The 14,973-nt window shown below is 49.8% G+C and carries 12 protein-coding genes; 5 read left to right on the forward strand and 7 right to left on the reverse strand.

The window, feature by feature from the left end; all coding sequences use genetic code 11:
* Positions 1 to 7 precede the first annotated feature (7 nt).
* Together AB4875_RS06590 and sppA are read left to right on the forward strand one after the other, a co-directional pair.
* Positions 8 to 400, forward strand: a complete 393-nt coding sequence (locus AB4875_RS06590; RefSeq protein ID WP_368375257.1) for a DUF2069 domain-containing protein — start codon at positions 8 to 10, stop codon at positions 398 to 400.
* Entirely contained in the window at positions 397 to 2,217 is a 1,821-nt protein-coding gene (gene sppA, locus AB4875_RS06595) for a signal peptide peptidase SppA (RefSeq protein WP_368375258.1), read from the forward strand. Before AB4875_RS06590 ends, sppA begins: the two co-directional genes overlap by 4 nt.
* 195 nt (positions 2,218 to 2,412) lie before the next feature.
* Here the strand turns inward: sppA and glpE are convergent, their stop codons facing one another.
* A complete protein-coding gene (gene glpE, locus AB4875_RS06600) occupies positions 2,413 to 2,733 on the reverse strand; it encodes a thiosulfate sulfurtransferase GlpE (RefSeq protein WP_368375259.1) in 321 nt (106 codons plus the stop codon).
* 42 nt (positions 2,734 to 2,775) lie between these two features.
* Here glpE and AB4875_RS06605 point away from each other — a divergent pair, with 42 nt between their 5' ends.
* Entirely contained in the window at positions 2,776 to 3,162 is a 387-nt protein-coding gene (locus AB4875_RS06605; RefSeq protein ID WP_368375260.1) for a diacylglycerol kinase family protein, read from the forward strand.
* Here the strand turns inward: AB4875_RS06605 and AB4875_RS06610 are convergent.
* The 6 genes from AB4875_RS06610 to cls form a co-directional block, all read right to left on the reverse strand.
* Entirely contained in the window at positions 3,159 to 6,302 is a 3,144-nt protein-coding gene (locus tag AB4875_RS06610; RefSeq protein ID WP_368375261.1) for an efflux RND transporter permease subunit, read from the reverse strand. The two genes, AB4875_RS06605 and AB4875_RS06610, sit on opposite strands and share 4 nt — an antisense overlap.
* A complete protein-coding gene (locus AB4875_RS06615) occupies positions 6,299 to 7,555 on the reverse strand; it encodes an efflux RND transporter periplasmic adaptor subunit (RefSeq protein ID WP_368375262.1) in 1,257 nt (418 codons plus the stop codon). The genes AB4875_RS06610 and AB4875_RS06615 overlap by 4 nt, the downstream gene beginning before the upstream one ends.
* Before the next feature lie 112 nt (positions 7,556 to 7,667).
* Complete coding sequence (locus tag AB4875_RS06620) at positions 7,668 to 9,989, reverse strand: PqiB family protein (RefSeq protein ID WP_368375263.1); 2,322 nt, start codon at positions 9,987 to 9,989, stop codon at positions 7,668 to 7,670.
* The gene (locus tag AB4875_RS06625; protein ID WP_368375264.1) at positions 9,982 to 10,602 is read right to left on the reverse strand and encodes a paraquat-inducible protein A; all 621 of its coding nucleotides are present in this window, start codon (positions 10,600 to 10,602) and stop codon (positions 9,982 to 9,984) included. The genes AB4875_RS06620 and AB4875_RS06625 overlap by 8 nt, the downstream gene beginning before the upstream one ends.
* On the reverse strand, positions 10,599 to 11,297 hold the full coding sequence (locus AB4875_RS06630) for a paraquat-inducible protein A (RefSeq protein WP_368375265.1): 699 nt from the start codon (positions 11,295 to 11,297) through the stop codon (positions 10,599 to 10,601). Before AB4875_RS06630 ends, AB4875_RS06625 begins: the two co-directional genes overlap by 4 nt.
* The gene (gene cls / locus AB4875_RS06635) at positions 11,237 to 12,703 is read right to left on the reverse strand and encodes a cardiolipin synthase (RefSeq protein ID WP_368375266.1); all 1,467 of its coding nucleotides are present in this window, start codon (positions 12,701 to 12,703) and stop codon (positions 11,237 to 11,239) included. Before cls ends, AB4875_RS06630 begins: the two co-directional genes overlap by 61 nt.
* A gap of 280 nt (positions 12,704 to 12,983) precedes the next feature.
* Between cls and AB4875_RS06640 the strand changes: the two genes are divergently transcribed.
* Both AB4875_RS06640 and AB4875_RS06645 read left to right on the forward strand, forming a co-directional pair.
* Positions 12,984 to 13,442 carry a MaoC family dehydratase gene (locus AB4875_RS06640; protein ID WP_368375267.1) on the forward strand — a complete coding sequence of 153 codons (459 nt, stop codon included), beginning with the start codon at positions 12,984 to 12,986 and terminating at the stop codon, positions 13,440 to 13,442.
* 164 nt (positions 13,443 to 13,606) lie between these two features.
* Positions 13,607 to 14,809, forward strand: a complete 1,203-nt coding sequence (locus AB4875_RS06645; RefSeq protein ID WP_368375268.1) for an amidohydrolase family protein — start codon at positions 13,607 to 13,609, stop codon at positions 14,807 to 14,809.
* Positions 14,810 to 14,973: the final 164 nt, after the last annotated feature.

Raw genomic sequence — 14,973 nt, forward strand, 5'->3', positions numbered from 1 at the left:
GGTGGTCATGACCGCATTAGAAAAACGCACTGCTTTTGCAGGCATGTTAATGAAGCTGAGTTATGTCGGCTTTTTGATTACCCTAACCTTGGGAACCTGGGTGTGGGTTCAAGAGGGGCGTCAGCCCAGTATCACCATTTGGGTGATTCGTCTTGCGCCGATGCTGATGTTTGCGCCGGGTATTTTTAAAGGCCAATTACGTCCGATTGCGTGGATGTGTTTTGCCAGCTTGCTGTACTTTGTGATGGCGGTGACTGAGGCTTTATCTTCCATGGCTATTTGGTTTAACTATATTGAACTAGCGATGGTGGTTGTGCTGTTTTGCAGTGCGACAATATTTATTCGTTGGCAGGCACAAGTCTGGCGCGAGAGAACAGCACAGAGGGATGATGCAGTATGAGCCAGAATAAAAAGCGTGGTTTCTTTTCCAAGCTCGGCGGCTTTATCGACGGCGCAAGACGCTGGACCTTAAACATCATTTTTCTGGTGATTATCGGCAGTATTGGGATGGCGATTTTCACCTCGGTAAGTCACGTCTCAGTGCCAAATGGCGCAGTATTAGTGTTAGCACCCGAAGGGGTAGTGGTCGATCAATTGTCGGCGGTAGATGCGTTTTCGCAGCTCAGTGCGCAGGGCTTGCCCAGAGAAACACTGCTGGCAGATTTGATTGAAGCTGTTCAGCTGGCGACAGACGACCCGCGTATCGAGGTGCTGCTCTTGCATCTTGATGAGCTTGACCATATTGGCATGAGTAAGACCTTGGAATTGTCTGAGTCAATTAAGGCCTTTCGCGAAAGCGGCAAGACCGTGGTTGCCAGCGCGAATCACTACAATCAAGACCAGTATTTATTAGCGAGTTTTGCCGACCAGATTTTTGTTCATAATATGGGCGGGGTCGGGATTGAAGGTTTCGCGGTTATTCGCAACTACTTTCGCGATGCTATAGATAAATTAAAAATACGCTTTCATGTATTTAAGGTTGGCAATTTTAAATCTGCAGTCGAGCCGCTGCTGCGCAATGATATGTCAGAGGCCGCCAAAGAGGCGAACCGGGCGTGGTTGGATGAGCTCTGGACCTTATATCGCGATACCGTGGTTGAGCGGCGCGGAATAAGCGTGAGCAAGTTTAATAATTACGTCAATCAGATCGATCGCGTGATGGCCGATGTAGGTGGCGATGCGGCGCAGGCATCCTTAGATTATGGCCTAGTTGACGGGATTATTAGTCGACCCATGCTAAGAGAGATGCTAATTGAGCGGGTTGGCAAAAATAAAGACGGCAGCTTTAAGCAGAGTTACTTTCGAGACTACCTATCTTTAAATCGCAGCTTATTAGTTGAAGTTAAAGAGTCGGTTGGGATTATTGTTGCCAGCGGTAATATTGTGGACGGTGTTCAGCCTGCTGGCACAATCGGCGGCGACAGCTTGGCCTCGTTGATTCGACAAGCGCGTCTTGATGAGAATGTTAAGGCCTTGGTATTGCGCATAGACAGCGGTGGCGGCTCTGCCTTCGCCTCTGAGGTGATTCGCGCCGAATTACAGCAGCTACAAGAAGCCGGTAAACCCTTGGTAGTATCGATGGGCAGTATGGCGGCATCCGGTGGCTATTGGATTGCTGCGGGAGCCGATGAAATATGGGCTACGCCAGCAACCCTAACTGGATCTATTGGTATTTTCGGCGCGTTTCCAACAGTAGATAATTTATTACAGGACTTGGGTATCAGCACTGACGGGGTTGGCACTACCGCTGTCGCTGGCAAGTTGCGCCCGGATCTGCCATTAGATCCTATCTTGGCCAGTGCAATACAATCCGGGGTTGAATATGGATACCGACGGTTTATAAAAATTGTCGCCGATGGCCGAAACAAATTAGTGGAGCAGGTTGAACCCATTGCTGAAGGGCGAGTTTGGAGCGGGGTGGATGCGCAAGAATTAGGCTTGGTAGATAAACTTGGTGGCTTACAGCAGGCCGTGAATTCTGCGGCCAGCTTGGTGGGTATAAATCCGGCTAATACTCGCGTGTTGTCACTGCCACTCAGTCCCGAAGAAGAGCTGATGCGGATGATCCTTGGTTCTGGCATGGTCAAAGCCGCACTGAGCACATCATCGCCACTGCTATCGGTTTTAAACAGCGTATTGCCGGCCTGGAGTGATGTCTTAAAGCTTAAAGATAGTCGTGGCGTCTACGCCTACTGTCTGATGTGTGTGGCGCCCTAATGGCGCCACTCGCTGGCCTTTGAATAAAGTTCCTAACTAGCTCCATGGCTAGACTGTAAGCTCACTCCAGAGCATGCAGTCTTGGCTACCGCTTGTTGCGTTTTTGGCGTCCTGCCGCCGCAAAGGGTCTTTCAAGTATTTCGCTAATATCGCCTAACACTCTTCAATCAGTTTTGGTGCTCACCACTCGCCGTATTAGGTGTTGGCGGTATTTTGCGGAAATAATTGTCGCCACATTTCAAAGCCACCATCCATGCTATAGACCTCGGTGAAATCTTTCTCTACAAAATACTGGGCGGCGCTTTGGCTGCTGTTGCCGTGATAGCAATAAATAATGAGCGCTTTATCAGGGTCGGCTTGTTCAATAAATTGCTGCAAACCCTGGTTGTCTAAATGATTGGCGCTTGGAATGTGGCTCATTGCGTAGGACTGTTCATCTCGAATGTCGGCGAGCTGGCAACCCGCCTCTATCATTGAGTGGGCGTCTTGGGGTGAGATGTGTTTGAATTCAGGCATGACATACCTATCAGTTTAAATTAAAGGGCTTATGGTACCGCGATGAAGCAAAAAACAGAACGCCGTCAACGCCAACAAGGCTTTTCCTTGCGGGCGCGACTAGCTAGTTTTTCTTATGCATTTAATGGCTTACTTACAATGGTGGCTGAACAGCACAATGCGCGACTGCATTTAGTGGCTGCAATGTCCGTGGTGGGCTTGGGTGCGTTGACGGGCCTAACATCGCTGGAGTGGATGTTCGTGCTGCTAGCGATTACGCTGGTATGGATGGCTGAGGCCTTAAATACGGCCTTGGAATATTTGGCGGATGCTGCGGTGCCTGAAACCCACGAGCTGGTTGGCAAGGCAAAAGATGTTGCCGCAGCGGGGGTGTTAATTGCTGCGGCCTTTGCACTTATTGTTGCCTTGTGGGCATTTTGGCCCTTTTAAGTAGTAGTGCTGGCGACTTCCTTGGAGGTCCCACCGACTAGACGCTTAAAGTCATCTAACACAATATATAAGCAGGGAATTAAGATCAGGGTAATCACCGTGGCAAAGATAATTCCAAAGCCCAAAGATACCGCCATGGGAATCACGAATTGTGCCTGTACGCTGCTTTCTAGCAGCATGGGTAGCAGCCCAAAGAAGGTGGTTAATGATGTTAGTAGTATCGCTCTAAAACGCAGGCAGCCTGAGTCGACCACAGCGTCTAGCAGGCGTTCACCGCGTGCAATGGCCGAGTTAATAAAATCGACCATAATGAGACTGTCATTAACAACCACGCCGGACAGTGCGATTACCCCAAAGAAAGACATCATACTGAATGACATATTTAGCACGATATGTCCGAACACGGCGCCAATAATACCAAATGGGATTACGCCCATTATGATCAGCGGCTGTAGGTAAGATCTCAGTGGTATAGCTAGCAGCGCGTATATGCCGAATAAGGCGAGTACAAAGCCGATGGCAAGGCTTTTCATTAGGACACCGCTCTCTTCACTTTCACCGCTTAACTTCACAATGACCGATGGATATTTGTCGGGGAAGATTTCGTTTACCAGCGTTTTCATCACATTGGCGGTGACTTTGTCTGGTGACGTAAAGTCCTTGTCAACTTGCGCTGTTACCGTAATTGAGCGTTCACCGTCAATACGTTTGCGCTGGCTGAAGCCAGGTTCAAAATTCATATCGGCGACGCTGCTTAAGGGGACATAGGCCTTGTCGGCAGAACGGATATACATGTTTTGTAAATCTGATATTGCTTGTCGCTCTTCCGGCGGGTAGCGAACCATGACTTTTACTTCGTCGTTGCCGCGTTGCAAGCGTTGCGCTTCTGCACCGTAGAAAGCATCGCGTAGCTGGCGCCCCAGCGATGCCGATGAAATACCCAACACCTCGGCGCTAGGTTTTATATCCAGCACAATTTCGTCTTGGATGGCACTGGCGCCGTTGCGGATGTCGAATACGCCTTTGTAATGACTTAAGGCTTCTTCAACCTGCTTGGCTGCAGCTTCTAGTTCAGTGTTTGAATTACTGCTGAGCTTGAGCGAAATTGATGGACCTGATGTTTGATCGGCGCTGCTGACAGACAAGATTTTTGCCCCGGGAATGTCACCAATCTCTTTGCGCCAGCGCCGTGCAATTTCACCACCGTCAATATCGCGCTGCTCATTTTTAGTGAGCTCTACCATAAAAGTGAGGGTTCTACCCGAAGTGCCGAATGCCTCTACGTGATTGATCAAGCGCTTGTTCGATGAGTTTTCATGGGCGCTTTGGTAATCAGCGTCTACTTTGCGGAGTGCGCTGTCGATATAGTCAAAAGCTTGCCGAGTTTGCGCTTCGGGTGTGCCTTCCACCATTTCCAAGTTTGCTTTGATGAAATCCGATGGGACGTCAGGGATCATCACAAAACGAACAATGCCGCCGGCAATTATGCCAAACGTAATGATTAACATAGCGCTAAAAATTGAGCCCGTGAGATAGCGATTGGCAATGGCTTTGTGAATAAAAGGCCGGTACAGGTGCTCAACAAAATAGTTTAGCTTGCCATTAAAATAGCGTGGAATTTCATCTATCTTGAGCCAGATGCCGGTCGTGCCGGGCCGGCTATGCGCCAGATGAGCGGGTAAAATTAACTTGGATTCCACCAGTGAAAAAGTTAGGCAGAGAAGCACTACCCAGCCCACTGCTTCAGGGAACGGTGAAAAAGCGCCTTCGGTAAATAGCGTCGGCGAAAATGCCATGATCGTGGTCAGCACACCAAAGGTTGCGGGTGTGGCTACTCGCAGTGCGCCGGTGATGACGCTGTCGATGGAGTGACCTTTGATTTCGGTCTCGGCGTAGGCGCTTTCGCCAATAATAATGGCATCATCAACCACAATACCAAGCACTAAAATAAAACCGAACAGGCTCAGCATATTCAAGCTGACCCCCACAATAGGCATCATCGCAAGCGTGCCTAAAAAGCACATTGGCAAGCCAACCATCACCCAAAACGCGAGTTTAATATTCAGGAACATGCCCAATACAATGAAAACCAACAGCGCACCCATGCCGAGGTTTTTCATCATCATGGTCATCCGACCTTCGAGATAAAATGTGATGTCGGCCCAGGTGGTAATGTTCACGCCTTCGGGAAGATTATTACGTTTTTCAGCGACGTAGCGTTTGGCGGCATCAGATACTTTGATTAAATCTTGATTGCCGACGGCGAATACCTGCAGGCCAATACTGTTTTGACCATCAAAAAATGAGAAACCGTCTTTTTCGACAAAGCCGTCGTTGATAGTGGCGATATCACCGATGGTTACACGAGTGCCGTCGGGATTGGAGATAAGTACCACGCGCTCGAATTCGTACTGGCTGCGAGCTTGACCGCGGGTGCGCAGAAGAATGTCGCCATTGACGGTTTTTATTGAGCCACCGGGCAGGTCTAAGGAAGAGCGACGAACAGCCTCGGCGACCTCATTGAGCGTTAAGCCGTACTGGAGCAGGGTATGTTCAGGAACCTCGATGCTAATCTCAAAATCTCTAGCGCCGTTAATTTGCACAAATGCGATGTCTTCATCGAGAGTGAGTTCTTGTTTGACTTGCTCCGCCAGCTCCTTCAAACCGCGTTCATCGAGGTCGCCATAAAGTTGGACATTGAGTGCGTGGTTATTGAATTCAACCCGATTGACGGTGGGGCGCTCAGCTTGCTCTGGAAAACTCACGATGCCGTCAATAGCGCTTTTGATCTCGTCCATGACCGCGTTGGTATCGTAATCCTCGTAAATTCCAGCGGTTATGGTAGCGAAGGATTCGTCGGCGGTTGATTGAATACTTTCGATTGACTCGATATCTTTGAGTGCTTCTTCAATCTTTAATACCACGCCGTTTTCGACTTCGTCTGGCGTCGCGCCGGGGTAAGCAACGGTAATCCGTATCACGTTTATTTCAAAGTCAGGTTGAATTGTGCGTTGAATATTAAACGCAGTACCCAAGCCGATGGCGATAATGACAAACATGAGGAGGTTAGAGGCTACCGAATTACGGGCAAACCAAGGGATTATCCCCTTGTTGGTATCAAATTCCGGTAAGGGATTCATAGCTGGCTCGCCGTTGTGTCTAGGGCGGAAATCGGGTTTGACGTCGAGGTGACGAGGGAGCTAGTTTTTATCGTGCTATTTACTTTCACCTTGGTGCCAGCGATGACATTGGGTATTGTCGATAAGCAAATAACGTCGCCGGCATTTAGACCTTCGTAAACATAAACGAGCTTGCCCTCGGTATGAAGAATTTTGAGGTCGCGATTGCGAATGCGCTGCTCTTCATCGAGCACCCAGACTTTATTCCCGGTGCGCAAAATATAGCGCGGGATGGCAATCAAGCCATCAATTTTTTTACCGCTGATGTCAGCTTTTACGAAGCTGCCCATTAGCAAGGTGTCACCACCGCCTTCTAATCCATAGGGGTCGTCTATTTTTGCGATGGCAAATAACACTCGACTGCGTTCATCTAAAACCGCTTCGGTACGAACAATATTGCCCTGCCACTCGAGGCCTAATTCATTTTTTAAGACTACTGCCGGCGAGCTTTGGTTGCCGTTGCTATTTGGAAGCGCCAGATAAGCGAGGCGGTCAGTAGGAATAGGAAGTCGAACTTCAGCAAAATCTACCGCGAAGATATGCCCTAGTTGCGTTCCTGGGCTAACAAATTGGCCCAGATCAACACTTCGCGCCTTGATAATGCCGCGGTAGGGCGCGCGAATTTCGGTGCGATCTAAATTATTTTTGGCGTGAGCAATGTCGGCTTTGGCCGAGTCTAAGCGTGCCTGCGCCTCTTTCAATTGTGGAAGTCGCATGGCGAGGTAGCGGGCTTCTTTGCTGGCGAATTTGCGGGGATATTTTTTTATATCTTGCTTGGCAACTGAAACCCGGCCTTTCTCCTGAATTAAGTTGCTAAAGGCGGCGGCAGCATTGGCCTCGGCGCGTTTGACTTCGACGTCGTAGTTACGCGGATCAACACGCAATAGTAACTCGTCTTTCTCTACTAAGCCGCCATTTTGAAATTGCGCTGCAACCTCGATAATTTTGCCTGACACTTCGGTAATGAGGGTGGTTTCGGTTCTTGGTTCAACCGTGCCCTGGGAGTTAACGGCAATAGATAATGTTTGTTTCTCGGCAATGGCGACGTCGATATAAAGAGCCGGTGGCGTGATGGTGACGGTTTCTGGTGGCGGCTTCAGAGCAAAGACAATGATCGCGATGATAAAAGCAGCGGCAATAACCGCTGCGGAAAGCAAAGTTTGTTTCGAGGTTTTTAACACACTGACGTTCTCTAATTGCGTGATTACACCCAAGTATTCTCTAGATCGTGGCTTAAAACGACATAGGCACGCGAAGCCCGCGTGCTCTGGGTATCAAAGTATGGCTATTGTATCGTTATCTGTACGCTGATGTTGTGACAACTTGTTAATCCGCTCTTATCCAGTTTTCACCGGTATCGACTTCCTGCGGCAGGGCAATCTGGGGCTTCCAGTCCAGCCAGCGTTGATCCACCGATTGATGAAGGGCAAAACTCTTGCCGTCGTTCACAACCGGCGCTAGTGGCGCCGTGTCTGGAGTAGCAAAGGCGATGCCACCTTCTAATAAGGATTCAATGGATTTGCTGCGAATGGTGGCGCCGCTAAATAGGCCGAATTTTACGGCGATACCGCTGGAGTTCCAAAATTGGCTGTTTTCGCGGACCAGGCCTGCATATCGTGGCTCGATATTAATGTGGATAAGGGTCTGGCGAGCATCCTCAGCCAGCTCGTAGCCGAATACCTCACCGACCGGGATGTCTCGATAAAAGACCTTGACGCCATCTTTGATAGAGCCACGTTGGGCGGCGGTAAGAATTAAGTTCAGACCATTGCCGGGCTTGCTGAGCGGCGGGGGATTATCGAGAGCGACGAATTCGTTAGTGCTGCTGCCATAACCGGGGCGAACGGTAATATAGCTGCCGGTGACTAGGGTTTCTAAATTTCGAGTACCGATAAGTCCGAGTTGTGGGCGCACCACCCAGAACTGACTGCCGGCGCGAGCCAGCGCTTTGGCGGAGGGCGCTAGGCGCGCGCTGACTTTGACGCGGTCCATATTGTCATCTAATTCTAAGGCGACGACGTCGCCGACCTTAATACCTTGGTACTTGATTTCGGTACCTTTGTTGATGTTGTTGCCAGTGGCAAAGTACAGGTGGATATCTCGGCCTTTTTCATCCGAAGTGCTTTGGAAATCGGGGTACAGGGTGTAGCGCAAGCCCTCCCATGCCAGCTGTGGTTTTTTGATCACTGGGGTGTGAAAAGCAATGCCGCCAGCAACAATTGTTGCCAGAGAGTCGGCGTGGATGTCTAGCCCGCTTAAACCGCCGGTGATACTTAGTCCGCTAGCATTCCAAAATTGAGATTCACGATGCACCAAATGGGCGTAGCGCTGGTGTATAAAGATGCCGATATTTACGCCGTCTTTTTCGAGATCTACAGACTCGATTTGGCCTACAGCAATTTTGCGATAATAGATTTTACTGCCGACACTCACCGAGCTGAGTTCATCGCTGCGCAGCGTCAGCCGTAGGCCAGGCTCCTGAACACGGCTCTCTGGTGCTTTAACTAGGGCGGTGTACTGCTTGGGAATAGTTCCGCCTTTGCCCGCTACTCGAAGGTTGATGTAAGGGCCACTTATTATTGCATCTAAGCCACTCACGCCACTGCTGGAAACCTCGGGCTTCACCAGCCAGAACTGGGTATTTTCGTTCAGGTAGCGGTTGTAAGGAGGGGATACCGCAATCTGGATATTGGCACCGAGATTGGGATTGTCATCGACAAACGTCAAGCTATCTACCTTGCCGATTTCCATGCCCATCAGCTGCGCTTTGCTACCGACCTTTAGGCCATCAGGGTTTCTAAAAAAGACGGTGATCAGATCGCTACCTTTGGCTCTGTCATGGCTTTTAAACAAGTTGAAACTCGCCATATGACTCGCTTCAGGGGCCGACTTTACGGGGGTATCAAAAGCGATGCCGCCGGCTAAAATACTCGCTATCGATCCGGTTTCAATATCGATGCCTTGCAGGCCGGCATTTACCTTTATGCCGCTTTGCACCCAAAAGCGTGAGCTACTATTAACCAAGTGGCGGTACTGCGGATCTATGCGGACGCTGATTTCAATCTCATCGCCCTTGAGTTGATAGCCTTCAACCGCCCCCACATCAATTTTTTGATATAGCAGCGGCGCGCCGACGGATAGCGACCCCAGCTCCTCGGCGCTTAATACTAAGCGTAATCCGGGCAGGTTGTTGGTTTGCGGCGGCGGCGTATTTAATGCCGTGAAATGCAGGCTAGGTTTACCATCGCCGGGCTCGAAACTGATGTAATTGCCCGCCACAAGGGTGTCCAGACCAGAGACGCCAGACAGTGATATTTGGGGTTTTACTAGCCAGAATTGGGTGTTCTCCTTAATAAGTGGCGCTATCTGCTGTGATAATTCCAGCGTTGCGGTCACTCCCTCTAGGTCGTCGTCAAGCTGCAAGCTTTGCACGTGACCAACATCAATGCCCTGATAAATAACCGGCGTTTTGCCGACATTAATGCCGCTGCCATTGTTAAAGGCGAGGGTGACGTTCAGACCGCTGTCATTGAGGCTCTGATACATAAGCCATGCGGCGATGCCTAAGGCAATCAGCGGCAGCAACCAGATGGCCGAAAGGCCGCGTTTAGGCGCCAGTACAGCGGACGATATATTGCGATCAGTCATTATCTAAGTCCCATAATAAACGCGGGTCAAAACTGTTTGCGGCAAAGAGGGTTAATACCACCACGGCGGCGAAGGCAGTGGCAGCGGGGCCGCTTTCTACTGTGGCGATATTGCCTAAGTGTACCAATGTGACCAAAATCGAGATCATGAATAAGTCGAGCATGGACCAGCGACCAATAAAGTGAATAAAACGGTATAGCGTGGTGCATTGCTGGCGGTTTAAGGGGAGTTGCAACTGCACAACTAGCATTAATATGATCAGAATAATGAGCTTTATTACCGGCACCGCAATGCTGGCAATAAACACGATGGCGGCGATGGCTTGGAGGTCAGCCACCCAAAGCTTAACAACACCAGACATGATGGTGTCAGGATCACCCTGACCAAAGCTAATGACGGTGAGTATGGGTAAAAGATTTGCTGGTAACAGCAGGGCTATCGCTGCCAGGGTATACGCCCAGCTGCGCTGTAAGCTTTGGAATTTGCGGAAGCTTAGTGCTGTGCCGCAGCGTGGGCAGGTGGCGGCAGTACTGCGGTTGAGGGCCGGCAGATGACTGAGTTTGCCACATTCAGTGCAGCGAGCGATGCCGCGTTGTTGGGCGCTAATAGTCATGTGGGTTTGTTTTTCTCCCAATGCTGCCAGGCCTGTTCTTCATGAAAATACTGACTACACAGAATAATACACAGCAGCAGGGCGCTCACGCAGAACGTGCCGCCAGAGATTGTGACCTCTCCGTCGTGCATCATTTTAACGTAGGCGACAATGATACCCATTGCATACACTTCGAGCATATTCCAGCTTTGCATCCAGCATTTGTATTTGAGCCAGAGTGGGAAGTGGCGAGGAAAATGATTTAGTCGAATGCTCAGGCAAACTACCGCAGTGAGTACTAAATGCATAAGCGGTGCGACCAAAGAGCACAGCAGGATTAGTACTGCGAGCATTCTCTCCTGTTCCAGCCACATGCTGTAGATGCCGCCGAGCAGAGAGTTGCTGCCGTGTTGACCGACCATGGTGAATTTTAAAATGGGTAGTGTGACCGCTGGGTAAAATAAGATTAAACCGCTGATTGCCGCTGCAAAGCTAATGGTGTCTGTGTGTTTGGCTGAATGCCATAGTACCGCGTTACAGCGAGGGCAGCGGCCTTCTAGATGATGATCGAGCTGCGCGGTCTGCAATAGCAGATCGCAGTCGGGGCAGGCCGTGAGTTCCTTAGGAATATGACTGGGTATTGTCATGGGGCTATTTATTGCAGCGGTGCGAATAGATAGGCGCAGCGGCTGAGGATGCGGCGTGTGAGTGACCATTGTGCCACTTCGCGTGGCAGCAACTGGGTACATTTTTCAAAATCGTTGTTGAGCATCACTTCCATTTTGCTGGCAAATTCCACGCTGTGATTGATAACACAGAGTTCAAAATTGAGACGAAAGGATCGGTTGTCCAAATTGGCGGTACCGACCACGCTGATATCATCATCTACTAACATTACTTTCTGATGCAAGAAGCCGGTTTGGTAGTAATAAAACTGTACGCCTCTGGGGAGGGTTTCTTTGATGGCGGTAAAGGACGAAAGTTGAATCATTAGTTTGTCGGGTTTAGCTGGTAGCATAATCCTGACATCCACACCGCGCATGGCAGCGAGTTGCAGGGCGTGAATAACTGGCGCGTCTGGAACAAAGTAGGGGCTGACTATCCATAGTCGCTGGCTGGCTTGATGAATCATATTTAAGAAGTACAGCTCGCAGCTGTCGGTATTGTCGGCGGGACCGGTGGCTAATACCAAGCTGTTTAAGGGGCCGTCTACGCTAGTGGCTTGCCAATTGAGCGCTGGCAGCGACTCGTTTGCCCAGAACCAATCTTCAGCAAACGCCAATTGCACTGATTGCACTGCGGGGCCAGCTATCGCAATGCCGGTGTCGCGCCAGGGAGTCAGTACCGGGTGCATATCCCGGTATTCATCGCCAATATTCATGCCGCCGATAAATGCGTAGTTGCCATCACACACGACAATTTTGCGGTGATTGCGAAAATTGAGTTGCAGGCGGTTACCCAAACCCTTGGTGCTATTGAAGGAACATATATTGACGCCGTTCTTGCGCAAGTTTTTCACGTAATGATTGGGGAGTTTAAGGCAGCCTATTTCGTCATATACACAGTAAATACGCAGTCCTTGCCGGGCTTTTTTAATCAATAGCTCTGCCAGCTCACGGCCTATTTGATCATCACGAATAATATAAAATTCTAGTAGTACATAGTCTTTTGCCGCTTCTATGCGCGTGAATATCTCGGCAAAGGCATGCTGACCATTAATAAGTAGCTGGCAGTCATTGCCTGAGCAAAATGGCAAGGTAGTGAGTTGCTCTAGCGCGACCAAACGTGGGTCATGACTGCTCTTTTCGGCGGCTAGGGCGGGGAAATCTGCGAGGAGCTTATTGGCTATTTCATCAATTTGTAATTGGTTGTGACGCTTGGCCAGAGCGTAACCGCGGAATTTGCGGCGACCAAATATCCAGTACAGTGGCACAAATACCGGGGGGAAGCCGATCAATACAATAGCCCATGCAACTGCACCTTGTGCTGTTCGGGTTTTCATAATGGCTTCTACGGCTGACAAAATACCTAATATGGCAAAGGTGGCGGCTAATAGTGCGCCAATACCGGCTAGGTTGCCGATAATCCAGTGCCATACTTCTGGTACGGGGTAGGTCGCCATGTGGTATTGCGTATCCCTGTATTAATTACTAAGGCTTTTCTCGCCTCGATTATATAGTGCGCGCTTCTGTAGACAAGGTGCTTGTGTACTGGCGTCTAGTTTGACAAACAAAGGTGAGCGGTCATACATAGCCGAGAGCGGGAGCTCGTCGTCTTCTTAGACTATGCCTCAGCATTTATAGGCAATGGTAAAGTTGGCGAATGTAAATCAGAATCCCAGTCGCTTAATTTAAGCGGGTGGCCAAAACATAAAAAGATATCGGCCAGACACCGGAGACCCCATGACCACCGTATTTAAGCAACCCCAAGAACTCTTCTCGGCACTTGGCGCCGAGCTAGGCACTAGCGATTGGCTGGAGCTCGATCAACAGCGCATTAATTTATTTGCCGATGCCACCGGCGACCATCAGTGGATACATGTGGACCCGGAGAGGGCAAAGGACGGGCCGTTTGGTAAGTGTATTGCTCACGGCTATTTAACGCTGTCTTTGGTGAATTTGTTCTTGCCTCAGATTGTTGATGTGCAGGGCATTTCTATGGGTGTGAACGTGGGCTGTGACCGGATTCGATTTCCTGCTCCTGTGCCTGTTGGCTCCCGAGTGCGCGGCAGTGGCGAGTTGATTTCTGTTGAAGAAATAAAGGGCGGTGTTCAGGCCGTGGTCAGAGTGACGGTAGAAATTGAAGGCAATGATAGGCCCGCATGTGTGGCTGACACGATTAGTCGCTACTTCCCGGCATAATTGATTCTTTTGTAAATCCATATTAGCGCGATGTCTCAGCGGTGAGCTTTTTTGTCACCGCTTAGTGGTGACTGCGGCTAATGTTTTTGTCTGAGAGCCGGCGTAGAGTGGTGTTGAGTCCGCTTATCAGCCCAGCCACAGGTCCAGTTATAAGGCGCATTGCTATGAATCCACTTCCCTATTCTCTAATCGATTGCGACAACCATTATTACGAGCCTGACGATTGCTTTAGTCGGCATATAGAGTCTCGCTTTAGGGATCGCACGGTGTGGGTTGAGCGCGAGCGCGATGACGGCTTTGGTATTATGAGGCTGGGTGAGGAGCGCTTAAATTTCTTTAGCGTTGGCGTGGGGGATTATGTTGGCGCCCCCGGAGCCATGAAGGCCTTTTTTAAAGGCGATGTTGATACCGGCGGGGCAGTTAATGCCAATGCGATTCGCGCCATCGACTGCCCTGAGTTTATTAATAAGGATGCGCGCCTTAAGCGGATGGATGAGCAAGGCGTAGAAGCTTGCGTGATGATTCCAACCTTGGGATGCGGTGTCGAATATCAGCTCCGCAAGCCTATGCATCATGATATTGCCTACCCAAGTATTCGTGCCTTCAATCGCTGGGTCGCTGAGGATTGGGGTTGGGGCAGTGATGGCAGGGTGTTTTCCACCGCCATGATGAGCCTGCTAGATGTGACGCAGGCTTTGCTGGAGTTAGAGCGTGTTATAAAAGAAGGCTGTCGTTTAGTACAAATTAATACCGGTCCCATAGAGGGCAGATCGCCGGCCGATCCGCATTTTGATCCTTTTTGGGCTCGGGTGCAGGAGGCGGGTCTGATCGTGACCTACCATATTGGTAGCGGTCCGTTTACCGAACTTCACGCAGCGCCCTGGGGCGAGCCCGCCAACCCGCCTTCGCATCGTTTTACGGCATTTAATATGTATGTTGGTATGGGCGAGCGCACGGTGGTCGATCAGCTGGCCGCGACTATTTTTCAAAATCTATTTGGGCGTTTTCCCCGCCTGCAATTCTTAATTGTAGAGTTTGGTGCGGCGTGGTTGCCACATTTATTGAAGACCATGGATAAAATTTATCGGCTTGGTGATCACAAGAGTCGCTGGCCTTATGGCAAACCCGAGCTTCCGAGTGAGGTGTTTCGCAAGCACTTTAAAATAGTGCCCTTTCATGAGGATGATTTTAGCCATATCGCTAAAAGTGTGGGGGTGGACGTCATTCTAAATGGATCTGATTATCCCCATCCCGAAGGCTTGCTCTGGCCTGCGGAGATGGTAGAGGAGATGGAGGGATTTTCCGAGAGCGAGATCTACCAGATGATGCGAGGCAATGCGGCAAAAATGCTGGGTATTGACGCATAAATACGCATATATACTTTTTTGTTATACAGCTGCCTATGAATAGATGTGCTTTGATCTAATTTGGGGGGCAGGATTTTTACTAGGCTTGTGATATAAAGAGGATGGCAATAAGGATACTATTCGTTCAAGTACTTATTGAAATATGAATGTAGCACGGAGTCAGT

It is taken from the genome of Zhongshania sp. R06B22, from assembly GCF_040892595.1.
Lineage (GTDB): Bacteria > Pseudomonadota > Gammaproteobacteria > Pseudomonadales > Spongiibacteraceae > Spongiibacter > Spongiibacter arctica.

Excerpts from the sequence above, each read along its gene's own strand:
- AB4875_RS06620 (WP_368375263.1), bottom strand. The coding sequence starts at position 9,989 with ATGACTGATCGCAATATATCGTCCGCTGTACTGGCGCCTAAACGCGGC.
- AB4875_RS06630 (WP_368375265.1), bottom strand. The coding sequence starts at position 11,297 with ATGGTCACTCACACGCCGCATCCTCAGCCGCTGCGCCTATCTATTCGC.
- AB4875_RS06590 (WP_368375257.1), top strand. The coding sequence starts at position 8 with ATGACCGCATTAGAAAAACGCACTGCTTTTGCAGGCATGTTAATGAAG.
- AB4875_RS06645 (WP_368375268.1), top strand. The coding sequence starts at position 13,607 with ATGAATCCACTTCCCTATTCTCTAATCGATTGCGACAACCATTATTAC.
- AB4875_RS06605 (WP_368375260.1), top strand. The coding sequence starts at position 2,776 with ATGAAGCAAAAAACAGAACGCCGTCAACGCCAACAAGGCTTTTCCTTG.
- sppA (WP_368375258.1), top strand. The coding sequence starts at position 397 with ATGAGCCAGAATAAAAAGCGTGGTTTCTTTTCCAAGCTCGGCGGCTTT.
- cls (WP_368375266.1), bottom strand. The coding sequence starts at position 12,703 with ATGGCGACCTACCCCGTACCAGAAGTATGGCACTGGATTATCGGCAAC.
- AB4875_RS06625 (WP_368375264.1), bottom strand. The coding sequence starts at position 10,602 with ATGACTATTAGCGCCCAACAACGCGGCATCGCTCGCTGCACTGAATGT.
- AB4875_RS06610 (WP_368375261.1), bottom strand. The coding sequence starts at position 6,302 with ATGAATCCCTTACCGGAATTTGATACCAACAAGGGGATAATCCCTTGG.
- AB4875_RS06640 (WP_368375267.1), top strand. The coding sequence starts at position 12,984 with ATGACCACCGTATTTAAGCAACCCCAAGAACTCTTCTCGGCACTTGGC.
- glpE (WP_368375259.1), bottom strand. The coding sequence starts at position 2,733 with ATGCCTGAATTCAAACACATCTCACCCCAAGACGCCCACTCAATGATA.